Origin of the sequence: Lentzea sp. NPDC006480 (assembly GCF_040611995.1) — a bacterium.
Lineage (GTDB): Bacteria > Actinomycetota > Actinomycetes > Mycobacteriales > Pseudonocardiaceae > Lentzea.
In genome coordinates this window covers 1-22839 of record NZ_JBEXPJ010000030.1, presented here as the reverse complement: position 1 = coordinate 22839, position 22839 = coordinate 1, and the positions used below count along the sequence as shown (strand labels likewise).

Below are 22839 nucleotides of genomic sequence, written 5' to 3'. Positions count from 1 at the left end.
CGTGGACTCTGCGGAACGGGACCAGCGGTTCGACCGGGCGACGGAACTCTTCGACGGCCTGAACGCCAGGGACGTGCGCGTCGTGGCACTCACCTGGGTCGACAACAGCGGCATCACACGCACCAAGTCCGTGCCTCTGCGCAGGCTGGCGCACGCGGCAGCACACGGCGTCGGCGCATCACCGGTGTTCGACGTATTCCTGTTCGACGACTGGATCATCCAGGGCCGGTTCGCCGGCGGCCCGGTCGGCGACCTGCGCCTGCACCCCGACCTCGACCGCCTCACCGTGCTCGCGGGCCAGCCCGGCTGGGCCTGGGCACCCGCCGACCGCCACTACCAGAGCGGCGTCCCGTACCCGCTGGACCAGCGTCTCCAGGCGCGCAAAGCCGTCCAGAACCTCGAAGCCCAAGGCTTCACCGCCCAGGCAGGGTTCGAGATCGAGTGGTGTGTCGGCAAGTCCGACACCGACGACTACGTCCCCGCCACGAGCGGTTCGGCCTATGGGCACGCACGGCAGGTGGAGCTCTCCGACTACTGCGTGGACATCCTCACCGCGTTGGACCAGCAGGACGTCGAGGTCCTCCAGTTCCACCCCGAGTACGCCCCCGGCCAGTTCGAGATCTCCACAGCCCCGGAAGACCCCGTCGCAGCGGCAGACACCGCCGTACTCGTCAAAGAGACCATCCGCGCCATCACGATGCGCCACGGCATGCGCCCGTCGTTCTCCCCCAAGGTGGTCAACGGCGGTGTCGGCAACGGCGGCCATCTGCACTTCAGCATCTGGCGCGACGGCACGAACCTCTTCAAGGACTTCCACGACGAGGCGAAGCAGTTCACCGCGGGGGTCCTCAGCCACATCCGCGCGTTGTGCGCCGTCGGCTGCCCCTCTCTCGCGAGCTACCTCAGGCTCGTGCCGCACACGTGGTCAGCACCGTTCGTGGCGTGGGGCGAGGAGAACCGCGAGACGGCTCTCAGGCTCATCCGGGACAACCTCGAAATCAAGTGCTTCGACCTCACCGCGAACCCGTACCTGGTCGTGGCGGGCGTGATCGCGGCCGGACTCGACGGCATCGCCACTCAGGCCGCGCTTCCCGAGGGCCTCAACGTCGACCCGGCGCTCCTGGACGGCACCCAGCGGCTGCCCACGTCCCTCAAGGAAGCCGTCGACGAGTTCGAGAAGGACGCCGTGCTCACCGAGGCGTTCGGCAAGGAGCTCGCGGGCACGATCGCGGACGTCCGGCGCGGCGAGATGGAGCGCTACAAGGACGCCAGCCCGCAGGGAATCGCCAACATCACCCGCTGGCGCCACTGATCTCTCGACGCAACCGGGTCAACGCCCGGTGCTGAGCCACCCGCACGGCGCCGGGCGTGGAGCCGACAGCCTCGGCCGTCTCCTCCGCCGACAGCCCCACCACCACGCGCAGCACCACGATCTCGCGCTGTTTGTCGGGCAACACGCGCAGAAGAGCAGCCATCTGCGAGGACATCTCCCCCTGCATCGCACGCTGCTCCGGCCCGGCCTCGTCGTCAACGGACTCGGGCACCTCGGGCACGGGCTCCGCGCGGTTCCTGGTGTGGCTGCGGTACGAATCGGCGACCTTGTGCGCCGCGATCCCGTACACGAAGGCCAGGAACGGCCGGCCCTGATCCCGATACGACGGCAGCGCGGTCAGCACCGCGAGACACACGTCCTGCGCAACGTCGTCGGCTGAGGCGAACGACCCGACGCGCGCACGGCAGTACCGCACGACCAACGGCCTGATGGTCCCCAGCAGCCTGTTGATCGCCGACCGATCCCCCGCCACGGCCAGCGCCACATGGCTGTCAGCCGCCTCGGGCTTGTTCGAGTAGTACGACGGCGCGGGCGGATCGACCGGCTCCTTTCCGCCCACACGAGCGGTCCGCTCCACCAACGAGTCCAGGGCGCGCGGCGACACCTCGATCGCCCCGCCGACGGAGGACTGCTGAACGGCCTCCACGGGGACCTTGCGATGCAGACCGGGTGTGAAGTCCACGCGGATCACCGTTCCTCGTCCGTTTGCTGGCGTGCGGTGAGCCGGGCGCGCCGGATCCTGCCCTCGACGGCCCGCGGGGTGAGGCGGGTGAGCTCCGCGATCTCGGCGTGCGAGTAGCCCTCGTCGTGCAGGAGCAGCAACCGGCGGTTGTCCTCGCTCAACGCCGCGAACGCCGCGTCGGCCGCCTGCTGCTCCACGACCACGTCCTCGGGCGTTCCCTCGGCCACGACCTGCTCAAGAGAGGCGAACGAGTCCAGCAGGTCGACGTCGCGCCAGCTGTTCATGCGCGTCTGCCAACGCCGGTACACGTTCGGGAACGCCAGCACGCACGCGTTGACGAAGTACTCGTTCAACGGCTGCCCGCGCTCGACCGACCACTCCTTGCCGAGCAGGCCCCGCTCGCAGAAGATCACGAAACCCTCGTAGACGGCGTCGCTCGCCAGTTCCTCGGCCTCGTCCAGCGGAATGGCCTGTTGATGCAGGTAACGGCCATGTCGTCCGCAGCGGGAGAACATCGCGCCCGACCGCACGAGCTTTGTAACGATCGTGAGCGCGTGTCCGAGAAGCTGGCGATGGAACTGGTCCCAGCGCGACCCCGTGAGTCCCGACTGGCGGAAGTGCTGCACGAGCACCCCGTCGACGCGCAGCCGTTCGGCGGCGAGCGCTGAGTCAGAACCCCTCATGCCCTTAGGTATGTCGTTTGGATTCATTTAGCCCACGCGCCCAGCCGAGATTCACCCGATCGGCACACTGGCTGCGGCTATTTCCTTCCGCAGACGTCCTAGTGCGCGGTGCTGGGCCACGCGGACGGCACCCGGCGTCGAGCCCACGGCCTCCGCGGTCTCCTCGGCGGAGAGACCCACCACAACGCGCAGCACGAGGATTTCACGCTGCTTTTCCGGCAGCACCCGCAGCAGCTCGCCCATCGCTCCGTTCAGCTCGACCTGGAGGGCGAAATCCTCGGGCCCGGTGCCACGCGAAGGCTGGTCCGGAACGTCGGCCATCGGTTCCGCACGGTTACGAGCGAGCGCACGGTGCGCGTCGGCGACTTTGTGCGCGGCGATGCCGTAGACGAAGGCGAGGAAGGGCCTGCCCTGCTCCCGGTAGTTCGGGAGAGCCGTCAGCACGGCCAGACAGACGTCCTGCGCGACGTCGTCCGCGGTTGTCGCGGAACGCCCCACGCGTGCGCGACAGTACTTCACCACCAGCGGGCGCAGGTAGCGAAGTAGCTGGTCAGTGGCCCTGCCGTCGCCGTGCACGGCCAGGTTGACCAGTTCCGCGGATAAAGCCGAACTCTCCATCCGAAGCTTCCCCTCTTCGACATCCCGTGGAGGAGACGTGCGACACGTCACTCCTTATGCGGAAAGTAGGGAGAAACTTCAAACGTCACCCGTTCGGAGCAACCATCAGCGGTTGGTAATAGGCATGGAGCGACCACTCCACGTAACCGAAACCGGCGCGTTCCACCAATTCAGTGATTTCGTGACGGGTAATCGCCCAATATCGTGTCTTGCCCACCACAACACGCCACGAGTCGGCTTCGTGCAGCTGGAACATCTCCAGCTCGTACTGGTCGCCGTCCCAGTGCCACAGCTGGAACCACACGACACGACCGGGCCCGACGAGCGGTGGCGTCGACAACGGCCGTTCACGCAGGATCTCGTCGTAGTCGCGCGTCGAGAGAATGAGCCGCCCACCGGGTCGCAACACCCGCCGCATCTCTCGCAGCGCCGCGAGGACGTCGTCGGCGGTCAGCAGGTGCGGCAGCGCGTTGTCCGCGGCGAGCACGACGTCGAACGAGTCATCTGCGAACGGCAACGCACGCATGTCCGCCGCGAAAGCAGGCAACGACACCCCACGCGCAGAGGCCTCAACAACGGCCCGAGAAGCCGCCACGGGGCTCAGATCCGCGCCGACGACGGAGTAGCCGCGCCGAGCCAGACCGATCGCCTGCGTGCCGATGCCGCACGCACAGTCCAGAACGCGCGCGCCAGGTGGAATGAACTCCGAGAGCTGCGAGGCCTGACGGGCCATCGACGCGTCCCAGTCCGGGAACATCAGGTCGTACGACCCGGCCAGCCCGTCGTAGAACGCCCCGGTCAAATCAGCTCCTCGACCCCCACGGACGACCGCAGCTTCGCCAGCGCCCGGTGCTGAGCGACCCGGACCGCGCCCGGCGTCGACCCGACAGCCTCAGCCGTCTCCTCCGCCGTCAAACCGACCACGACGCGCAACAGCAGGATCTCGCGCTGCTTGTCCGGCAGCCCCTCCAGCAACTTGCCCAGCCGCTTCGAGAGCGACCCGAGCAGCGCGTTCTCCTCCGGGTCGACCGTCAGCGACGGCCCGTCCGGCACCTCGGCGACCGGCTCGGACCGGTTGCGCGCTGACACCCGGTGCGCGTCCGCGACCTTGTGCGCGGCGATCCCGTACACGAACGCGAGGAACGGTCGTCCCTGGTCGCGGTAGGTGGGCAACGCCGTGAGCACCGCTAGACAGACCTCCTGCGCCACGTCGTCAGCCGACGCGTACGCGCGCTCGTTGCGGCCGACGCGCGCACGGCAGTACCGCGACACGAGCGGCCGGACGGAGGCCAGCAGCCGTTCGACGGCACGCCGATCACCCGCGACGGCCTCGTTGACGAGCGAGGCCAGCAGGTCGGAACTCTCCATGGCGTTGGTCCCTACTTTGGCAGCGGAGCCACAATCTTTCGCCACGAAGTCGTTTGGGACCAGTCAGCGGGACCATAAAAGTCCCGACTGCAAACGATTTCAGGCGGTTCGGCGGGCGAGGACGTGCAGACGAGCTGCCACGTCTCTGAGCGGAGATCTGGTAGCAGCAGCCAATTCCAGCTCGGCGAGCGCGTCGGCGGCACCCGGATTCGCGTCCAGCACGACGCCGGGCACCAGGTCCGAAACGATGCCATGACCTTGCAGGAGCTCGACAGAAAGCCCCGCCTCCAGGACCAGCTTCTCAAGCCCTGGAACGTCGAACCTGCGTTGCAACGGATCACGCGTCCCCGCAAGCTGACCCGCCTCGTCGTCCAGCAACCGCCGCGCGTCCACGATCCGGCCGGCGATCGCACGGTGCAGGATCGCCGCGAAACGGTTCGCCACCAGCACCGACACCGCCCCGCCCGGAGCGACCGCGGCAGCCAGCGACGACAGCGAGGAAGCCGCGTCGTCCACGAACTCCAGCACGCCGTGCGCGAGCACCAGATCAGCCTCACCAGCGGGAACACCGAGGTGGTCGGTGTCGCCCTGGACCGCGTTGATCGTGACCCCGGCCTCGCGCGCACGGGTGTTCAACGTGGCCAGCGCGTTGGGCGACGGCTCGACGACCGTGACCGCGCAACCCGCCGCGGCGAGGGGCACGGCCCAGACACCGCTGCCACCGCCCACGTCGAGGACGCGCGGGGGTTCGCCACCCCGGCGCGTGCGTGCGGCGGCCAATTCGGCGTCGAGCACCCTGTGTACGGCGTCCGGTCGCATGGCACACAGAGTAGGAGACCCTAGAGTAGGTCTGTGCATACGGTGTCCGTGCTCAGCCTCAAGGGAGGCGTCGGCAAGACGACGGTGGTGCTCGGCCTCGCCTCGGCCGCTCTCCGTCGTGGCGTTCGCACGCTGGTGATCGATCTCGATCCGCAGTGCAACGCCACGTCGACGCTGGAGCCCGAGGAGTCCAAGGCGAGCATCTTCGACGTCCTGCAGGACCCGTCCGAGGAGAACCTCGAGCAGGCGATCCGCCCGAGCAAGTGGGGCGACGGCATCGACGTGCTGTCCGGGTCCGAGGACGCGGAACTGCTCAACCACCCGGATCCGAACGAGTCGAAGCTGCACCGGCTGAAAGACGCGCTGCGCACGCTGCGGGACATGTACGAGGAGTTCCCGTACGACCTGGTGCTGCTCGACTGCCCGCCGTCGCTGGGCCAGCTGACCCGCTCGGCACTGGTGGCCGCGGACCGGGCGCTGCTGGTCACCGAGCCGACGATGTTCGCCGTCGCGGGCGTGCAGCGGGCGTTCGAGGCGGTGCAGAACGAGCGCGAGCTGAACAACCCGGACCTGCAGCCGTTGGGCGTGGTGGTGAACCGGGTGCGGCCGCGGTCGCACGAGCACCAGTTCCGCATCGAGGAGCTGCGCGACATCTTCGGGCCGTTGGTCATGCCGGTCGCGTTGCCGGACCGTCTGGCCGTGCAGCAGGCACAGGGCGCGTGCATGCCGATCCACGAGTGGGGCACGCCGGGCGCGCGCGAGGTGGCGCTGGCGTTCAACCTGCTGCTGGCCCGCATCCAGCGGATCTCCCGCAGCCGGCGCCGCGCGGTGCACCACGACTTCGACGACGACGAGATCCAGGAAGCGGTGGATGCCTGAGGGCGACACCGTCTTCCTGGCCGGCCATCGGATGCACGAGGCGCTGGCCGGGAAGACGCTGCGGCGCGGCGAGCTGCGCCACCCTCGGCTGTCCACACTGGACCTGGCGGGGCTGGACGTGCTGGGTGTGCGCACGTACGGCAAGCACATGTTCACGCACTTCTCCGACGGCAACAGCCTGCGCAGCCACTTCCGCATGGACGGCGCGTGGCACCTCTACCGGCCGGGCGAGCGCTGGCGTCGTCCCGCGCACCAGGCCCGCGCGGTGCTCGAAGTGGACGACCGGCAGGCGATCGGGTTCGCGTTGCACGACCTGGAGTTCGTGCCGACGTCCCGCGAAGACGAACTGATTTCGCATCTCGGTCCCGACTTGCTTTCTCCTGACTTCGACGCCGCTGAGGCCGTTCAGCGGTTGACCTCAGACCTTTCGCGGCCTGTCGGTTCGGCATTGTTGGATCAACGGATCATGGCCGGCGTCGGCAATCTCTACCGCGCGGAAGTTTGTTTCCTGTTGGGCGTTCTGCCGACGGCACCTGTGTCATCTGTGGACGCCTCACGTGCGGTTGCTTTGTCGCGGAAGCTGTTGCAGGCGAACCAGTGGCGCCCCGAGCAGATCACGACATCTGATCGGCGAGTCAAGAACTGGGTTTTCGAGCGCACCGGTAAACCCTGTTTGCGTTGCGGCACAAGGGTCCGATCGGGCGAGTTCGAGACCAGATTTGTGTACTTCTGCCCAAAATGCCAGTCCGGTTGAACCGAGACGCTCTCCCGCCCGTGTCCTCCGACATGGCGGTAAATCTGGATGCGCTGCGCCCGGGCTACACCGACGACCCGTACTCGGTGCTGAAGGGCCTGCGCGAAGCCGGTCCCGTGCACCGGGTCGAGACCCTCGGCGTGCCGATGTGGCTCGTGACCCGCTACCCCGACGTGCGCGCCGCGTTGGACAACCCGCAGCTGTCCTCGCACGGCTCCGCGCTCGCCGAGCCGTTGCGCGGTCATCCGCACTTCGCGTCGTGGTGGTTCGGCGACCTGTCCGAGCACATGATGAACGCCGACGGCCCCGACCACACCCGCCTGCGAGCCGCGCTGTCGAGCCAGCTGACGCCACGCCGCATCGCGTCGTTGCGCCCGCGGATCGAGGTGCTGGCGGCATCGCTGGCCGACTCGTTCGCGGACGGCGGCTGCGACCTGATCGCGGACTTCGCGGCACCGCTGCCCATCACCGTGCTGATGGAGCTGCTCGGCGTGCCGGCCGTCGACCAGGAGAACTTCCGGTACTGGGCGGACGTCGTGACCGGCCTGGCCGACGGCGACGCGGCTTCGGCGCGCGAGGAGACGTCCGGCTACCTGGGCGATCTCGTGGCGCACAAGCGAACATCCGGCGACGACGACCTGATCGGCGCCCTCGCCCGCGCCACCGGCTCGTCCGCGCTGACCGACAGCGAGCTCGCCTCGCTGGCGTTCCTGCTGCTGGTCGCGGGCTACACCACCGCCGTCGACCTGGTCGGCAACGGCGTGCTGGCACTGCTGCGCCACCCAGAGCAACTGGAGCTCCTGCAGCGCTCGTCCTCACTCCTGCCCGGCGCCATCGAGGAGTTCCTGCGCTTCGACGGCCCGACGTCGCACCTGCTGCGGTTCGCCGCCCAGCCGGTGACGATCGGCGGCGTACAGATCCCGGCCGGCGAGGTCGTGCTGCTGTCGCTGGCCTCGGCCGAGCACGACAGCGCCCGCTACCCCCGCGCCGACCAGCTCAACATCGAGCGGGCGGACCGGCAGCACCTGGCGTTTGGGCACGGCATCCACTTCTGCCTCGGCGCACCGCTCGCCCGGCTGGAGGGCGAGGTGGCGTTCCGGACGCTGCTGGGCCGCTGCTCGGGGCTGGCGCTGGACGCCTCGCGGCCGCTGGAGTGGCGGGTGTCGCTGGGCAGTCGCGGGCTGAGGGGGCTGCCGGTGACGTTCCGGACGAAGCCGGCGATGCCGCTGGACGAGCAGGCGACGATCAAGGTGCCGAAGCCGCTCTAGCCGCGGTACTCGAGCTCGAACCGGTGGCCATGCACCGACACACCGCGCGTCCACCCTGAGCTGCCGTTATAGGGTGGGCGCGTGGTCTACAAGCAGGTGGTTCGCAGGGCGTTGTTCGGGATGCACGGCGGCGACGCGGAGCGGGTCCACGAGACCACGCTCGACGTCATGGCGAAGCTGAGCCCGTTGGCGAGGTTCGCGCGCAACCAGAACAACCCGCGCACCGTGTTCGGCATCCGGTTCCCCAACCCCGTCGGGCTCGCTGCCGGGCTCGACAAGGACGGCCGAGCGCTGCCCGCGTGGGCCGCGCTCGGGTTCGGGTTCGTCGAGGTCGGCACGGTCACGTGGCACGCGCAGCCGGGCAACCCGAAGCCGCGCCTCTTCCGGCTCCGCGAGGACGAGGCGATCATCAACCGGATGGGCTTCAACAACGCCGGTGCGCAGGCGCTCGCCCAGAAGCTCGACAAGACCACGCTGAAGGCCCCGCTCGGCATCAGCCTCGGCAAGTCCAAGATCACGCCCGTGACCGAAGCCGTCCAGGACTACCTGAACTCGCTGAACGCGCTCAAGGATCACGGCGACTACTACGCGATCAACGTCAGTTCGCCCAACACGCCCGGCCTGCGCAGTCTCCAGGACAAGGGCGCCCTCACCGAGCTCGTCCAAGAACTGACGCGAGCCACCGACAAGCCGATGCTGGTCAAGATCGCGCCGGACCTCGCCGACGACGCGATCGAAGAGGTCATCCAGGTGTGCCTGGACAACGGCATCAAGGGCCTCATCGCCACGAACACCACCCTCAGCCGTGAGGGCCTCACCAGCGCCCACAAGACCGAGACCGGCGGCCTCAGCGGCAAACCACTCACCCAGCGCGCGAACGACGTGGTCCGGTTCATCACGAAGAACAGCGAGCTGCCCGTGATCGGCGTCGGCGGCATCGCGACCGCCGACGACGCCAAGCGCATGATCGACGCCGGCGCGAGCCTCGTGCAGATCTACACCGGGTTCATCTACGAAGGACCGGGGCTCGTCAGCCAGATCAACCGGGCACTGAAGTGAGTGTGCGCTCGACATGCTCCCAGCGGCCGACCGGACGGTAGCCGCGCAGCACGGTCAGCAACGAGCGCAGCACGGCGACGAAGTCGACGAACACGATCACCATCAGCAGCGGGTATGCGAACGGCGCCAACGACAGCAACCGGAGCTTGGACGGCCACGGCTCGGTCAGGTCGCCCACAATCGTGAAGAACGCGACGCCCGTGTACACCGCACACAGCAGCAGGATGCCGGTGAACCACCCCGTCTGGAACGTTGCGCTGACGACGACGTACACGAAGAGGGGCTCGAACAGCACGAGAACCTCCCCTGCAGCCGTGTATGGCAAGTGCAGCCACGAGAGAAGGCGCGAGCAGGAAGTGCCGAAGAACAGCGAGCGGTGCTTGTAGAACGCTTGCAGGCGGCCGAATTTCCACCGGAACCGCTGGCGCAGCAGACCGCGGAACGACGGCACGGCCTGGGTGTACGCGATGGCGTCGGCGGCGAAGATGATGCGCCAGTCGAAGTTGCCGCGCAGGGAGAGGATCTTCATCGAGAAGTCGATGTCCTCGGTCATCGTGTCGGTGTCGAAGTACCCGCACGCGCGCACGATCGAGGTGCGGAACATCGAACCGACCCCGCCGATCACGTACTCGCAGTTGAACACCGTGTAGCCCTGCTTCAGCCGGTGCACCACCGCGTACTCCAGCCGCTGCACCCACCCCAGCACACCGCGCTGCCCGCAGATCTTCACGTTCGCCGCGGCCGCGAGCACCAACGGGTCCGCGAAGTGCGCGACCATCCGGGAAACCGCGGACACCGACAACGTCGAGTCGGCGTCCAGCACCATCACGAGCCCGTCGCCGACCAACCGCATGCCCGTGTTGATCGCCGCCGCCTTGCCCGCGTTCGGTTGTGAGACAACACGAACACGCGGCCCGAACCCGGCGAGCACCTCGACGGTGCGGTCAGTCGAACCGTCGTCGACGACGATCACCCGAACATCATCGTACGAACTGTCCAAAACGGACTGAACCGCACGAGCGACGCACAGCTCTTCGTTGTAGGCCGGAATGACCACCCACACCGTTGGCGCGTAGGGCAACGGGCGCGAGCGGTGCAACGACAGGTCGTAGAGGTCGGCCGCCACCAGAACGACGCACACCCGCACCACGCCGATCATCGCCAGCGGCACCATGAGCCACACCAGCGAAGTCATCGGCGGTGGCGCAGCAGCAGGATGCGGGACGCGAGCAGACTGCCCGCGATTATGGCGCAGGCCAAGAACAACACCACGTAGTACGCGGCAACCATGTCGGAACTCCCTCCGTGGACCGGAAGCAGGATCGGTCCGAAGTGGAGGGACGAAAACCACACAAAGGTGTAAAGGCTAGTTACGCCGTGCAGCCCTGAGCCAGCGCATCACCGGATGCAGGATCACGACGAGCAGCGAGCCCCACACCATGCCGCCCATCGACAGGTCGCCGATCTCGATCGTCAGGTCGCCGACGCCGGCCACCAGCGCCGCGCCGCCGACCATCGCGTTCGCCGGGTTCGTCAGGTCGACACCGCGGTCCATCCAGATCCGCACGCCGATGAGCACGATCAGGCCGTAGAGGATCAACGTGCAGCCGCCCAGCACACCCGGCGGGATGGTGCCGAACAACGCGATGGCCTTCGGGGAGAACGCCAGCGCCGCCGCGAACACACCGGCGAACGCGAACGCCGCGGTGGTGTACACGCGCGTCACGGCCATCACGCCGATGTTCTCGGAGTACGTCGTCGTCCCCACACCCCCGCCGAGCCCGGAGAGCGCCGTGGACAGCCCGTTCGCGATGATCGCGTCACCGGCGCTGCCGTCCAGGTTGCGGCCCGTCAGCGCCGCCACGGCCTTCACGTGGCCCACGACCTCGGCGACCAGCACGATCACCACCGGCAGCATCAGCAGCACGACGGACGGCCGCAGCTCGGGCTGGTGCAGCTGCGGCAGGCCCACCCAGGCCGCGTCGCGCAGTTCCGCGAACTTCTCCGCCGGGACGGCGCCGAACACCACGCCGCCCACCCAGACGCCCACGAAGCCCACCAGGATCGAGAACCGGTAGAGCAGGCCCCTGCCCAGCACGCCGGCCAGCAGGATCACCGCGGTCGTGATGGCGGCCAGCACGGGCTGCGCGGCGAAGTTCGAGGTGGCCTGGTGCGAGAGGTTCAGGCCGATGATGATCACGACGGCGCCGGAGACGACCGGCGGCATGACCGACTCCAGCAGCCGCACGCCCAGCGCCTTGACCGCGATGCCGACAACGATCACCAGCAGGCCCGCGGCGACCACTCCGCCGAGCTGGGCGGCGGTGCCCTGTTCCCGAGCGGCGACGAGCGGCGCCACGAAGGCGAAGGACGAGCCCAGGTAGCTCGGGACGCGGTTCTTGGTGATCACCAAGAACAGCAGGGTGCCCAGGCCGGAGAACAGCAGGGTCGTGGCGACAGGAAGACCGGTGGCGGTGGGCACGAGCACCGTCGCGCCGAACATGGCGACCAGATGCTGCACTCCGAACCCGATGGTGAGCGGCCAGCTCACCCGTTCTTCTGGCGCGACGGTTTCACTGTCGGTGATCCGACCGTCCCCGTGCACGGTCCACAACGCCAACGCACTGCCTCCCGGCAACCCAGCCGGACTTCCCGCAGACCGGCCCCGGAATCCTGCCACGCCATGTAGTGGCTACGGCTAGATAACGGTCTGATAATCACACGATTCGCCTAAAGATCTCCAGAGAGACTCGCCGAATAGGCGCATGCGATCACAGAACGTCACAGTCAGTACGCTGAATAGCCTGACACGTCTCGCATCGCAGACGCGAGACCGGCCATGTGGTCGGTGGCGTCGTCGAGCACCTCGCGCGGATCCTGGAACGCGGTGCTCGCCGCCAGCGCCTGACCGGCGGCCGCCACCAGCGAACAGTAGCGGTCCACGCCGTCCGCCAGTTGGACCCTGAGCACGCGCACGCCCTCGACCAACGGTGCGCGCTCCAGCGGCGGTGCGGTGTTCCTGGCGCGTTCGACGGCCTGGAGCTGCGCGGACACCGAACGGATGGCCGCAGAGGCCTCCTGGGCCGTCTGGCGGGCGTGCTGGACGGACTCCGTCGGCATCGACGTGAGCATCGGCGAGTCGAGCTGACGCAGCAGCTCGTGCATCGCGTCCTCGGCCCCGTGGAGCTTCTCCATCGGGACGCGTGCGGCGGAGATGTGCGCGGGCAGCGGCGGCCGGACGGCCGGCGGTGGCGTCAGCTCCAGCCGTTGCTTCGCGCCCTTGAGCTCACGCAGCTTGAACCCGCTGCGGACGGCGAGCAGGCCGGGCAGCGCGGCACCGATCGTGCCGGTGACGGTGGCCCACGTGCCGAGCACGCCGGTGAATCCGAACACGGCCAGCGTGCCGAAGATCGTGATCAGCGCCAGCCAGAACGTGAGCACGGCGTTGGTGCGCTTGCGCTTGCGTTCCAGCTTGGCACGCGGGTCGTTCCACTTCTGCAGGCGATAGCGCGCCTGTTCGGCCAGCGGGTGGCCCTGGAGCGACGCACCCAACTCGTTGACGACCTTGCGGACGATCTCGTTGTTGGGACGGTTTCTCCAGGGCTCCATGATCACCTGCTGACTCCTCCTGCGACGCCGTCAGCGATCAGTGCTGAGCGGGCGGCACCTGCTGCTGCGTGGTCTTCTGCTCCTGCTGGACGCGCTGTGCGATCTCGGCCTGGATCTGCGCGGCGGCGCTGTTGCCCGCGGTGACCTGCGGCGGCGTGCTGGACGCACCACCGTGCATGGACGCGCGGATCTGCTCCAGCCGCGACGAACCCGCGAGCTGCGTGGTCGAGGCCTGCACCTCGAGCATCCGGCCCTGAACCGAGTTCTGGGCGAGCTCCGCCGATCCGAGCGCGGTCGAGTAGCGCTTCTCGATCTTGTCGCGAACCTCTTCCAGCGACGGCACGTTGCCCGGCGCCGCGAGCTCGCTCATCTGGTTCAGCGACGCGGAGACCTGCTCCTGCATCTTCGCCTGCTCCAGCTGGCTGAGCAGCTTGGTGCGCTCGGCGAGCTTCTGCTGCAGCATCATCGAGTTGCGCTCGACGGCCTGCTTGGCCTGTGCGGCGGCCTGCAGCGACTGGTCGTGCAACGTCTTGAGGTCTTCAATGCCCTGCTCGGCGGTGACGAGCTGGGTGGCGAAGCCCTGCGCGGCGTTCTCGAACTGCGTCGCCTTCTGCTCATCGCCCTTGGAGCGCGCCTCGTCGGCCAGCACGAGCGCCTGACGAGCGGAGGCCTGCAGCTTCTCGACGTCGCCGAGCTGCCGGTTCAGCTTCATCTCCAGCTGCCGCTGGTTGCCGATCACGGCTGCCGCCTGCTGAGAAAGCGCCTGGTGCTGACGCTGCGCCTCCTCGATGGCCTGCTGGATCTGCACCTTCGGGTCAGCGTGCTCGTCGATCTTCGACGAGAACGAAGCCATGAGGTACTTCCAGAACTTCACGAACGGACTGGCCATCTCCTACGCCTGCCTTCTCGGTGCCGGTGTTGGATCCATCGTCTCAATTGTGCGTCGGCGGTTCCACCAACCTGGGGAGATATCCGGGATTACCCCGACCCTCCCCGGGACTTAGGAGTACACGCCTGCCGACGCGCCAATCCTGCCCGCACCCGCGTCCTGGGACGCGGTGACCCAGCGTGCTGTGGCCAACCCGTTGCCTGGCGTTCAGCCCGCTGCCGTCGTTGCCTGATGAACGTCCGAGCGCCCGCTCTTGTTGCAGACCGTCACGTGGCGGGGCCCACAACGCCACGCGGGGACCTTTCGTTCGGCAGGAGCAAACGCAAGGGCCCCGCGTGCCAACCCGAACGGGTGAATGCAGGCGGCCCCGCTCGCCGGATGGCGTGCGGGGCCGTGGATGACATGGGATCAAGCCGCTACTACGGCCTTCGGGGTCTTGCCGATCTTGCTCGTGAGCCTGTGACTGAGCATCGGCTGCAGGCGCAGGTCGGACAGGTCGTCCGAGAGCGTGGTCGGCAGCACGCGGCCGCCCTCCAGCTTCCCGCGATCCGATCGCCCGTCCGGGACGGTGTCAGGAACCGTGTCCGGCGTCTGCGAGACGGCGCCGATGTCGGAGGCGACGTGGTGCAGCAACTCGGACAAGGGCAGTTCTAACGCGTCACAAATGGCCGCGAGGAGCTCGCTGGACGCCTCTTTGCGGCCGCGCTCCACCTCGGACAGGTACCCCAGGCTCACGCGGGCGGTCCGAGAGACCTCGCGCAGCGTGCGGCGTTGGTTGGTGCGGGCATGGCGAAGTCGATCACCGATCGCCTCGCGTAGCAGCACGGTCATCGCGCGCCTCCTTCCGGCCGGCCGTGTCCCTACGTTACCGATCGACACCGACAACGGGCAGTGACTTCCGAACACGTCCGCCAAGGGCGAACGAACGCGGAGTCATCATTTGTTCCCGTCCCCGGTCATCAGCAGGTATTCCGACAGCAGGACCAGCGCTTTCTCCACGGAAACCGAACGGACCGCTGTGCGGTCGCCACTCATCGTGATAGTCCGCACTGTGGACACTCCAGGCCCGCTCAAGCCGATGTGGACCGTTCCTGGAGCCACTCCGTCCTGCGGATCCGGGCCGGCCACGCCCGTCAGTCCGATCCCCCAGTCCGATTTGCACCGGTTCCGGGCTCCCTCGGCCAGTTGGATCGCAACGTCGGGGTGCACCGCACCGTGCTCGTCGAGCAACCGCTGATCCACACCGGCGAGCTCGTGCTTGAGCTCCGTGGCGTAGACGATCAACCCACCGCGGACCACGGCACTCGCCCCCGGTGTGTCGACGATCGTCGCGCACAGCAGACCCGCGGTCAGCGACTCGGCGGTGGCGACGGTCTGCCCACGAGCCTTCAGCAGTTCGACGACGTTCGTCACGCCACCGCCCTACCCGCGCGGGCTTTCAACTTGAACGCGCGGATGACGTAATCGATTCCCGTGGCGATCGTCAGGACGAGCGCGGCCGCCATGATCACCCAGGCGATGATCGCGATCACGTCGTTCTGCGGGAGCAGGAACAGCCCGATGGCGATGACCTGCGCCAGCGTCTTGGCCTTGCCGCCGCGGCTCGCCGGGATGACGCCGTAGCGGATCACCCAGAACCGCAGCAGCGTCACGCCCACCTCGCGCACGGCGATGACGATCGTGATCCACCACGGCAGCACGTCGAGGATGCTCAGCCCGACCAGCGCGGACCCGGTGAGCGCCTTGTCCGCGATCGGGTCGGCGATCTTGCCGAAGTCGGTGATCAGCCCGTGCTTGCGGGCGAGCGTGCCGTCGATGTGGTCGGTGAAGCTCGCGACGGCGAAGATCCCGAACGCGATGAGCCGCCACGTGGTGTCGAAGCCGCCCGCCGCGAACAACGAGAGCAGGAAGACCGGAACCAGTGCCATCCGCGCCATCGTGAGGATGTTGGCGACGTTGAGCAGCGGGACCTTCCTGGCCTCTGTCATGTCCCCAGCACCTCGACCACCTCGACCACGAGGTCAACGCCCTCGGAGTCCACGACGCGGCAGCGCACGAAGTCACCGCGCTTGAGGTCCTCGCCTTCGAGCACGATGCACTCGCCGTCGACCTCGGGCGCCTGGTGCTCGGCCCGGCCGACGCAGTCGCTCTCCTCGTCCTCCTCGTGCTCGATCAGCACGACGACCTCGGTGCCCACCCGGTCCTCGGCGCGCTGGCTGGTCAGCTCCTCGACGAGGTTGCCGATCCGCTGCACGCGTTCCGCGATGGTGTCCGTGTCGAGCTTGCCGTCGAGGTTCTCGGCCTCGGTGCCGTCCTCGTCGGAGTAGCCGAAGATGCCGACCGCGTCGAGCCGCGCCTCGGTCAGGAACCGCTCCAGCTCCTTCAGGTCCTCCTCGGTCTCGCCGGGGAAGCCCACGATGAAGTTGCTGCGGATGCCGGCCTCGGGCGCGTGCTCGCGGATCTGCCACACGAGCTTGAGGAAGCTGTCCGTGTCACCGAACCGGCGCATGCGGCGCAGCACGTTCTCGCTGGAGTGCTGGAACGACATGTCGAAGTAGTTCGCGACCTTGTCGGTCTTCGCGATGGCGGCGACGAGGCTCGGCTTGGTCTCGGCGGGCTGCAGGTAGCTCACGCGCACGCGCTCGATGTTCGGGATGGACGCGAGCCGCGGCAGCAGCTGCTCCAGGGCGCCCTGCTCGCGCGGCAGGTCCTTGCCGTAGCTGGTGCTGTTCTCGCTGACGAGGAACAGCTCCTTGACGCCGTTCTCGGCGAGCCACATGGCCTCGGAGACGATCTCGTCCGGGTGCCGCGACACGAACGCGCCGCGGAAGCTCGGGATGGCGCAGAAGCTGCACCGGCGGTCGCACCCGCTCGCGATCTTCAGCGGGGCCACCGGGGCGTCGTCGAGGCGCTTGCGCTGGACCTTGGTGGGACCCCAGCCGTGGCCCGGTACCTGGACGCCGTCCTTGGCCTCCTGGCGCTTGACCGGCGTGATCGGCAGCAGCGTGCGGCGGTCCACCGGCACGTGCGACTCGATCTGCTTGCCGTGCAACACGTCGTTGAGGCGCTCGGCCAGGTCGTTGTACTGGTCGAAGCCCAGGACCGCGGCCGCCTCGGGCAGGCTGTCCGCGAGCTCCTTGCCGTACCGCTCGGCCATGCACCCGACCGCGACGACCTTCGCACCGGTGTCGCTCGCCGCGAGCAGCGTGTCGACCGAGTCCTTCTTGGCCTGCTCGACGAACCCGCAGGTGTTGACGACGACGACGTCCGCGTCGGCGCCCTCGTCCACCAGCTCCCAGCCGCCCTCGCCGAGGCGCCCGGCGAGTTCCTCGGAGTCGACCTCGTTGCGAGCACAGCCCAGGGTCAGCAGCGACACGCGTCGCGGAGTGGTGGGAGAAGACACGGTGCTCAGCGTAACCGGCCCAGGTGTTCAGGCTGGAATCGCGCCGTTGAGATAGCGATGACGACGCGAACGGGTGCACTTGGCGAATAACGCGTCACGATCGGCTGCTCTGGACATCTCGCCGACAGATCGGTTTCAGATTCGGCAGTTCGTGGGAGGAGGTTCGCACTCGCCGCAGGGCGATGACCGCTGCTCCCGCGCCGTTGAGGCGGGAGCAGACGTGCAGGATCTTGGACAACTGCTGGTTGAGGGGTTGAAGTCCGGTTACGGGATACCGGTGTTCGTCGCTGTGACCGCGCTGCTCACTCGGCGCGTGTGGGTCGAACTGACGCTGGTGCTTCGCGATTGGGTGCGTACGGCTCCGGCCCGACGCCGTGCGGCACTGGAGAAAAAGGTCGTCGACCACGCTCTCGGCAGTCGGTCCAAGGAGCAGCGCAACCACTGTGTCGAGATGCTCCGCCTGCTGCTGAACGCTCCTGAGCTCTCGCTGCCCGAGTCGCCGCCCACCGATCGCGCACCGGACGAAACTCCTGAAGCGCCACCGTGACCTCTGGCTGCGGCCTTCACGAGACCCCGGCCCATACTTGTTCCTCGTGACCAGTGGGGTAGTCGTGCGGCGGGCCCGCACCAGTGACGTGCGCGCCATCAGGGCGCTGATCGACGGGTACGCGGGCAAGGTCCTGCTCGCCAAACCCCTGGTCACGTTGTACGAGGCGGTCCAGGAGTTCTGGGTGGCCGAGGAGAACGGTGAGCTGCTCGGCTGCGGGGCCCTGCACGTGATGTGGGAGGACCTGGCCGAGATCCGAAGCGTGGCCGTCTCCCCCATGGCGCTCGGCCGTGGCGTCGGTCACCGGATCGTGGCCCAGCTCGTCGCCGTCGCCAAGGAGCTGCAGCTCAAGCGCATCTTCGTGCTCACGTTCGAGACGCGGTTCTTCGGCAAGCACGGGTTCGTGGAGATCGAGGGCACGCCGGTGAGCCCCGAGGTCTACGAGGAGATCATGCGATCGGTCGACGAGGGCGTCGCCGAGTTCCTCGACCTCAGCTACGTGAAGCCGAACACGCTCGGCAACAGCCGGATGCTCCTGGAGCTGTAACTCTTCGAGTAATTACTCGAAGAGTCTTGACTCAACGAACCTGGGCACGCCAGGATCACACCCGTGCCCGAATCACTGACCATCGACGAGCTCGCCGCCCGGATCGGCCTGCCCAGCAGCACCATTCGCATGTACCAGACGAAGGGTGTGCTGCACGCGCCGAGACGGCAGGGGCGCGTGGCGTTCTACGACGCCTCGCACGTCGAGCGGTTGACGTTGGTGCAGCGGTTGCAGCAGCGGGGGTTCTCGCTGCCCGCGATCGCCGAGCTGATCACGGCACGGGAGAAGGGCGAGTCGGTCGCCGCGGTGCTCGGCATGGGCGAGACCGAGGGGCCCGACGACTGGGTTCGGATCAAGGTGCGCGACATCAAGCACCTGATTCCGATGGGAGACGTCCAACCGCGACTCCTCCTCCGGGCTATGCGGTTGGGCTTGGTGCGGTGGAAGTACGGCTGGCCGCACGCGCGTCGCTGGGCACTCGAAGCGGGCGGCAGGCTCGCCGGCCTCAGGGTGCCCAGCGATGACGTCATGGACAGCTTCACCCGCCTGCGCACGGCGACCGACGCGATCGCTTCGGACTTCGTGCGGTTGTTCGAGCGCGAGTTCTGGCCGGAGCTCGCGCGCAAGGCCGGTGACGACAACCAGTTGGAGAACGTGCGGGCGCTGCTCGTCGAGCTGACCTACACGGCGGAGACCGCGGTGGTGGGGACGCTGCGCGAGTCGATCCGGGACGCGGCGGAGGAGTTCGCGTCGCGGCACGGGTTGCTGCCCAGCGCCGACTTCCAGCCCGCGTGGGCAGAGCAGCCGTTGCCGCCGATCGCCGAGAACCTCGTCGACCCGGCCGGCGACCTGCCGAGCGAGCAGGAGATCGAGTGCTTCCTGGCGAGGGGGGACGAGGATGAGTCTGGTCGCTGATCCCGCCTGGCACGCCCAAGTTCGTGACGAAGGCCTTGTCGTGTACGCGGGAGCTGATCTCGCGTACCTGATTCCAGACCTGCCCAGGGCGGTGGCCGTGGCGCTGGCGGGACTGTTCGAGCCAGTTTTGAGGGGAGTGGCTCGAACGGTCGACGAAAGCCGGTTGGGGGAACCGGTGCGCCGGCACGTGGCCCAGCTGAGGACCCTGGGCGCTCTCCGCCCGGCGGGGTTGCCCGCACCGGCATCGCGGCCTTCGGGGGTTGGCACGCGGTTCGTCGGTGAGGCGCCCGCCGGGCTGGTGGAGCGGTTGCCGCGGGGCGACGATCCGGACCTGGTGCTCGTTGTGCGGACCACCGGCACGTTGGTCGACCTGGTCGAGGTGGCGCGCGAAACCACCGTCCCGCACCTGTTGCTGGACCTCGCGTACCACCACACCGCCGCGATCGGGCCCTTCGTGGTGCCCGGCGCCGGCGCGTGCCTGGCGTGCCTCGCGGTGCGGGCGGGGCGGCGGTGGGGGGATCCGCCGCCTCCCCCGCAGCCGGGAGCCGTCTCCTCGGATTTCCCGATTTCTCTTGCGTTGCAAGCCATCCAGAACATCCGCAGCGGTTCGCTGGCGCTGCTCGACGCGGTCGTGACCGTCAACCTCGACGAGTTCACGACGACCCGCGAGAGCGTGCTGCCCGCCGCCGGCTGCGAGATCTGCCCCGCGCTCCCTGTCGGGCGCGTGGCGTTGCCTTGGGGGGACCACCTTGACCACCGCAGTCCGGTTACCTGACCAGTTCTCACCCGGTGCGGCCGCAGCGAACGCCGCGACGCCCACCTGTTGCTGTTGTTGTTGCTGTTGCGCGATCGCTTCGGTCGGCGCGGCGGTCCACATCCCGGCAGCCCTCTACGAGGACACCAAAGGGCTCGAGAAGCCGCGCAGCGCACTCGTGCTCCCGGCCGCGGTGTTCCCGCTGCTGGTCGTGCTGCTGCCGCTCGTCACGTCGGGCGCGATCTTCGACCTGCACTGGGGCTGGTGGGTCGGTGGCGCCGCGGCGGCGCTGGGCTGGGCCGTCGCGGCCGGGTTCCTGGCGAAGTCACCGACGCCGTGGGCCAGCACGAGGCGACTGCTCGGGTGGGCCGTGTTGTGGTGCCTCGAGCCGTTCGTCGTGCTGCCGATGTACGCGCCGTTCGGCATGGTCGGGGGCACGGGACTGGCGGCGCTGGCCTACACCGGCGCGGCGCTGGGTTTCGGGTACTGGCTCCTCCGGCGTTATCGGGCCAAGCGGTGAAGACCGTCGCGGAGGCGCTGATCGAGCGCGCGGTCGGGTGGCGGCAGGGTGTGGTGTCGCAGCTACATCCCGTGCCGCACAGTCTGTCCGATGTGGACATCGAGGGCTGGGCCGCGGTGCCGGAGCCGTTCGTCACCGGTGGCACTTCCGGTGGGACTTCACGGGTTGCGGCCGTGGCCGAGGCGCTGGAACGGCATGCTGCCGCGCGGGCGCCTCTCGAGATCGTGACCGACGGCGAGTGCTGGCCGCTGGAGCACTTCAGCCTGCACACCGTCGAGCAACGCGTCCGCGGCGACTACCGCTACCGCAAGGGATACGTCGACACCCGGTACACGCGGGCGTGGACCCTGCCCCGGAACGAACCGATCCGGGTACCTGCCGGGCTCGTGGGTCTCGACGCGTCTCACGGGCTGCCGGCGACGTCCTCGGGGCTGGCGGCCGGGCCGTCTTCCACGAGCGCGTTGCTGAGGGCCACGCAGGAACTGGTCGAGCGCGACGCGTTCACCACGACCTGGTTGCATTCCATTGCACCGCAACGGTTCGACGCCGACCTGCCGCACGGCGCGCAGGCATTCGACCTCACGCCTGCCTACAGCCCGCATCCGGTGATCGCGGTCGCCGGTTCGCTGCCGATCTCCGGTCGTCCGCGGCCGACGCTCGGTCTGGCGTGCCGGGCGACCGTGGCGGACGCGTTGCGGAAGGCCTACGAGGAGTGGGTGCAGGGCACGGTGTTCATCGAGGTGTGGCTGGCGCGCAACGGCTCCTCGCCGATCGTCGACGTCATCGACTTCGACAGGCACGCGGCCTACTACGCCACCCGGCCTGCCGCCGAGTGGGACGCGCTGCCGTGGTTCTCCGGCATCACCACGGACCCGCCTGCCGACGCGGCGGGTCGTGGCACTGCCGCCGAGCTGACGGAACTGGTGCACGCGCTGGACTCGCACGGCATCCGGCTCGCGTATCGGGAGCTGACGACGCCGGAGCTGTCGGCCGTGGGGCTGCACTGCGTCCGCGTCCTGTCCCCCGACCTCGCGCCGCTGCACTCCGACCACCGCTGGCCGCACCTGGGCGGCCGCGCGCGTGAGCTGTCGTGGCGCTACCCGCACGCCTCGCCGGGCGTGTTCCCCAATCCCGCACCACATCCGCTGGGGTGACCGCGTTGTTCGACGACTTCTGGGCCGCCAGCCGGTTCTCGCCCCTGCACCAGCTCCGGCTGGGCGAGCGGCTGCGCGACTTCCGTCCCGCGCCACCGTTGATCGACCCGCTGGAGCTGCCGTCCGCTCCGGTGCCGCTACCTCGTCCCTCCGACCGGCTGCAGAAGCTGTTCCAGGCTCGCCGGAGCACCCGCGAGTTCGCTTCGAAACCGTTGACGGACAAGCAGCTCGGGTACGTGCTCGGCGCGCTGGGCGACAACAGCTGTCCGTCCGCGGGTGGGCTTCATCCGTTGCGCTGCTACGCCTTCCACCACGGCCGGGCCGTTCGGTACGACATCGCCCGGCACGCGTTGCAGGACATCGGCCCGGCGCCAGCGGACCTGGCCTCGATCCTCGGCACACCGGAAGTGCCGCCACTGGCGATCGTGCTGGTGTTAAAAGACAACGAGTCGTTCGAGAAGTACGGCGAGCGCGCGGGCAGGTTCGGCTTGATCGAGGTCGGCGCCGCCGCGCAGAGCATTTGCCTCCGTTTGGCGGAGCAGAAGCTGGGTGGCTATCTGCTCGGTGGAGTAGCGGACAACGAAATGCTCCACTCTCTCGGGCTACCGCGCGAACTTCGCGTGGCCACAGCGATCGCATGCGGCCACCTGATCACCTGACGTTCATCAGATCGTGTCTACCTAGGCCAGTCGATCACCCGCTACAACTGGCGAGACCCTGCTCACACTCCGAGGAGCTCGCCATGTCGAAGACCCTGCGCTCGGCATTCGTGGGTGCCGCCGCGTCCTTGGCCCTGATCTTCACGGGTGCCCCGGCACACGCCGTGGACATCGCCGCGGTGACCGACGACTACCTGTTCTCGAAGACCCTCAGCCAGTTCACCACAATCCGCGCGCAACAGCCCTACGCCGACCAGCTCGACTGGTCGTCCGACGGCTGCTCGTACTCGCCGGACAACCCCTTCGGCTTCAAGTTCCTGCCGGCCTGCCACCGACACGACTTCGGCTATCGCAACTACAAGCGGCAGTCGCGGTTCAG

27 protein-coding genes are annotated in these 22839 nt (G+C 68.4%); 13 read left to right on the top strand and 14 right to left on the bottom strand.

Features of this window, described 5'->3' with window-relative positions:
- Position 1 precedes the first annotated feature (1 nt).
- A complete protein-coding gene (locus ABZX92_RS14880) occupies positions 2-1312 on the top strand; it encodes a glutamine synthetase (RefSeq protein WP_355558540.1) in 1311 nt (436 codons plus the stop codon).
- On the opposite strand, the gene ABZX92_RS14875 is transcribed toward ABZX92_RS14880, so the two are convergent.
- The 6 genes from ABZX92_RS14875 to ABZX92_RS14850 form a co-directional block, all read right to left on the bottom strand.
- Complete coding sequence (locus ABZX92_RS14875; protein WP_355558638.1) at positions 1293-1817, bottom strand: sigma-70 family RNA polymerase sigma factor; 525 nt, start codon at positions 1815-1817, stop codon at positions 1293-1295. The two genes, ABZX92_RS14880 and ABZX92_RS14875, sit on opposite strands and share 20 nt — an antisense overlap.
- A gap of 203 nt (positions 1818-2020) precedes the next feature.
- Complete coding sequence (locus ABZX92_RS14870; protein ID WP_355558537.1) at positions 2021-2698, bottom strand: sigma factor-like helix-turn-helix DNA-binding protein; 678 nt, start codon at positions 2696-2698, stop codon at positions 2021-2023.
- A gap of 51 nt (positions 2699-2749) precedes the next feature.
- Positions 2750-3316, bottom strand: coding sequence for a sigma-70 family RNA polymerase sigma factor (locus tag ABZX92_RS14865; RefSeq protein WP_355558536.1), 567 nt, complete (start codon positions 3314-3316; stop codon positions 2750-2752).
- 85 nt (positions 3317-3401) lie between these two features.
- The gene (locus tag ABZX92_RS14860) at positions 3402-4118 is read right to left on the bottom strand and encodes a class I SAM-dependent methyltransferase (protein ID WP_355558535.1); all 717 of its coding nucleotides are present in this window, start codon (positions 4116-4118) and stop codon (positions 3402-3404) included.
- Positions 4115-4684, bottom strand: a complete 570-nt coding sequence (locus tag ABZX92_RS14855) for a sigma-70 family RNA polymerase sigma factor (protein ID WP_355558533.1) — start codon at positions 4682-4684, stop codon at positions 4115-4117. The genes ABZX92_RS14860 and ABZX92_RS14855 overlap by 4 nt, the downstream gene beginning before the upstream one ends.
- Positions 4685-4783: 99 nt before the next feature.
- The gene (locus tag ABZX92_RS14850; protein ID WP_355558530.1) at positions 4784-5503 is read right to left on the bottom strand and encodes a class I SAM-dependent methyltransferase; all 720 of its coding nucleotides are present in this window, start codon (positions 5501-5503) and stop codon (positions 4784-4786) included.
- A gap of 33 nt (positions 5504-5536) precedes the next feature.
- Here ABZX92_RS14850 and ABZX92_RS14845 point away from each other — a divergent pair, with 33 nt between their 5' ends.
- The 4 genes from ABZX92_RS14845 to ABZX92_RS14830 all read left to right on the top strand — a co-directional run bounded on the left by ABZX92_RS14845 (position 5537) and on the right by ABZX92_RS14830 (position 9463).
- Positions 5537-6382: a ParA family protein gene (locus ABZX92_RS14845; protein ID WP_355558527.1), complete on the top strand. Its 846-nt coding sequence runs from the start codon at positions 5537-5539 to the stop codon at positions 6380-6382.
- Positions 6375-7136 (top strand): DNA-formamidopyrimidine glycosylase family protein, encoded by a 762-nt coding sequence (locus ABZX92_RS14840; RefSeq protein WP_355558524.1) that lies wholly within the window; start codon positions 6375-6377, stop codon positions 7134-7136. The genes ABZX92_RS14845 and ABZX92_RS14840 overlap by 8 nt, the downstream gene beginning before the upstream one ends.
- A 20-nt stretch (positions 7137-7156) precedes the next feature.
- On the top strand, positions 7157-8404 hold the full coding sequence (locus ABZX92_RS14835; RefSeq protein WP_355558521.1) for a cytochrome P450: 1248 nt from the start codon (positions 7157-7159) through the stop codon (positions 8402-8404).
- Between the two features lie 81 nt (positions 8405-8485).
- On the top strand, positions 8486-9463 hold the full coding sequence (locus tag ABZX92_RS14830) for a quinone-dependent dihydroorotate dehydrogenase (RefSeq protein WP_355558518.1): 978 nt from the start codon (positions 8486-8488) through the stop codon (positions 9461-9463).
- Here ABZX92_RS14830 and ABZX92_RS14825 read toward each other — a convergent pair.
- The 8 genes from ABZX92_RS14825 to rimO form a co-directional block, all read right to left on the bottom strand.
- The gene (locus ABZX92_RS14825) at positions 9444-10658 is read right to left on the bottom strand and encodes a glycosyltransferase (protein WP_355558515.1); all 1215 of its coding nucleotides are present in this window, start codon (positions 10656-10658) and stop codon (positions 9444-9446) included. The two genes, ABZX92_RS14830 and ABZX92_RS14825, sit on opposite strands and share 20 nt — an antisense overlap.
- Before the next feature lie 171 nt (positions 10659-10829).
- On the bottom strand, positions 10830-12014 hold the full coding sequence (locus ABZX92_RS14820; protein ID WP_355558512.1) for a solute carrier family 23 protein: 1185 nt from the start codon (positions 12012-12014) through the stop codon (positions 10830-10832).
- A gap of 236 nt (positions 12015-12250) precedes the next feature.
- Positions 12251-13072, bottom strand: a complete 822-nt coding sequence (locus ABZX92_RS14815; RefSeq protein WP_355558509.1) for a hypothetical protein — start codon at positions 13070-13072, stop codon at positions 12251-12253.
- 37 nt (positions 13073-13109) lie between these two features.
- The gene (locus ABZX92_RS14810; protein WP_355558506.1) at positions 13110-13961 is read right to left on the bottom strand and encodes a PspA/IM30 family protein; all 852 of its coding nucleotides are present in this window, start codon (positions 13959-13961) and stop codon (positions 13110-13112) included.
- Positions 13962-14369: 408 nt separating this feature from the next.
- The gene (locus ABZX92_RS14805) at positions 14370-14792 is read right to left on the bottom strand and encodes a helix-turn-helix transcriptional regulator (protein ID WP_355558503.1); all 423 of its coding nucleotides are present in this window, start codon (positions 14790-14792) and stop codon (positions 14370-14372) included.
- A gap of 105 nt (positions 14793-14897) precedes the next feature.
- Positions 14898-15374, bottom strand: a complete 477-nt coding sequence (locus ABZX92_RS14800; RefSeq protein ID WP_355558500.1) for a CinA family protein — start codon at positions 15372-15374, stop codon at positions 14898-14900.
- Positions 15371-15949: a CDP-diacylglycerol--glycerol-3-phosphate 3-phosphatidyltransferase gene (pgsA, locus tag ABZX92_RS14795; RefSeq protein WP_355558497.1), complete on the bottom strand. Its 579-nt coding sequence runs from the start codon at positions 15947-15949 to the stop codon at positions 15371-15373. Before pgsA ends, ABZX92_RS14800 begins: the two co-directional genes overlap by 4 nt.
- Entirely contained in the window at positions 15946-17364 is a 1419-nt protein-coding gene (gene rimO, locus ABZX92_RS14790) for a 30S ribosomal protein S12 methylthiotransferase RimO (RefSeq protein ID WP_355558494.1), read from the bottom strand. Before rimO ends, pgsA begins: the two co-directional genes overlap by 4 nt.
- Before the next feature lie 220 nt (positions 17365-17584).
- Between rimO and ABZX92_RS14785 the strand changes: the two genes are divergently transcribed.
- The 8 genes from ABZX92_RS14785 to ABZX92_RS14750 all read left to right on the top strand — a co-directional run.
- Positions 17585-17911 carry a hypothetical protein gene (locus tag ABZX92_RS14785; RefSeq protein WP_355558491.1) on the top strand — a complete coding sequence of 109 codons (327 nt, stop codon included), beginning with the start codon at positions 17585-17587 and terminating at the stop codon, positions 17909-17911.
- 46 nt (positions 17912-17957) lie between these two features.
- The gene (locus ABZX92_RS14780) at positions 17958-18458 is read left to right on the top strand and encodes an amino-acid N-acetyltransferase (protein ID WP_355558488.1); all 501 of its coding nucleotides are present in this window, start codon (positions 17958-17960) and stop codon (positions 18456-18458) included.
- A 63-nt stretch (positions 18459-18521) separates the two neighbouring features.
- Positions 18522-19373, top strand: coding sequence for a MerR family transcriptional regulator (locus tag ABZX92_RS14775; protein WP_355558485.1), 852 nt, complete (start codon positions 18522-18524; stop codon positions 19371-19373).
- Entirely contained in the window at positions 19357-20148 is a 792-nt protein-coding gene (locus ABZX92_RS14770; protein WP_355558482.1) for a hypothetical protein, read from the top strand. Before ABZX92_RS14775 ends, ABZX92_RS14770 begins: the two co-directional genes overlap by 17 nt.
- Entirely contained in the window at positions 20123-20647 is a 525-nt protein-coding gene (locus ABZX92_RS14765) for a hypothetical protein (protein ID WP_355558479.1), read from the top strand. The genes ABZX92_RS14770 and ABZX92_RS14765 overlap by 26 nt, the downstream gene beginning before the upstream one ends.
- The gene (locus ABZX92_RS14760) at positions 20644-21801 is read left to right on the top strand and encodes a YcaO-like family protein (RefSeq protein WP_355558477.1); all 1158 of its coding nucleotides are present in this window, start codon (positions 20644-20646) and stop codon (positions 21799-21801) included. Before ABZX92_RS14765 ends, ABZX92_RS14760 begins: the two co-directional genes overlap by 4 nt.
- A complete protein-coding gene (locus ABZX92_RS14755) occupies positions 21798-22460 on the top strand; it encodes a nitroreductase family protein (protein WP_355558474.1) in 663 nt (220 codons plus the stop codon). The genes ABZX92_RS14760 and ABZX92_RS14755 overlap by 4 nt, the downstream gene beginning before the upstream one ends.
- A gap of 83 nt (positions 22461-22543) precedes the next feature.
- Positions 22544-22839 (top strand): phospholipase A2 (locus tag ABZX92_RS14750; protein WP_355558471.1); only part of this gene is annotated, 296 nt, incomplete at its 3' end.

What these genes read in the sequence shown, in the direction of transcription:
- ABZX92_RS14870 (WP_355558537.1), bottom strand. Translation starts at nt 2,698, where the DNA reads ATGAGGGGTTCTGACTCAGCGCTCGCCGCCGAACGGCTGCGCGTCGAC.
- ABZX92_RS14865 (WP_355558536.1), bottom strand. Translation starts at nt 3,316, where the DNA reads ATGGAGAGTTCGGCTTTATCCGCGGAACTGGTCAACCTGGCCGTGCAC.
- ABZX92_RS14855 (WP_355558533.1), bottom strand. Translation starts at nt 4,684, where the DNA reads ATGGAGAGTTCCGACCTGCTGGCCTCGCTCGTCAACGAGGCCGTCGCG.
- ABZX92_RS14850 (WP_355558530.1), bottom strand. Translation starts at nt 5,503, where the DNA reads ATGCGACCGGACGCCGTACACAGGGTGCTCGACGCCGAATTGGCCGCC.
- ABZX92_RS14840 (WP_355558524.1), top strand. Translation starts at nt 6,375, where the DNA reads ATGCCTGAGGGCGACACCGTCTTCCTGGCCGGCCATCGGATGCACGAG.
- ABZX92_RS14825 (WP_355558515.1), bottom strand. Translation starts at nt 10,658, where the DNA reads ATGACTTCGCTGGTGTGGCTCATGGTGCCGCTGGCGATGATCGGCGTG.
- ABZX92_RS14815 (WP_355558509.1), bottom strand. Translation starts at nt 13,072, where the DNA reads ATGGAGCCCTGGAGAAACCGTCCCAACAACGAGATCGTCCGCAAGGTC.
- ABZX92_RS14810 (WP_355558506.1), bottom strand. Translation starts at nt 13,961, where the DNA reads ATGGCCAGTCCGTTCGTGAAGTTCTGGAAGTACCTCATGGCTTCGTTC.
- ABZX92_RS14805 (WP_355558503.1), bottom strand. Translation starts at nt 14,792, where the DNA reads ATGACCGTGCTGCTACGCGAGGCGATCGGTGATCGACTTCGCCATGCC.
- pgsA (WP_355558497.1), bottom strand. Translation starts at nt 15,949, where the DNA reads ATGACAGAGGCCAGGAAGGTCCCGCTGCTCAACGTCGCCAACATCCTC.
- ABZX92_RS14770 (WP_355558482.1), top strand. Translation starts at nt 19,357, where the DNA reads ATGAGTCTGGTCGCTGATCCCGCCTGGCACGCCCAAGTTCGTGACGAA.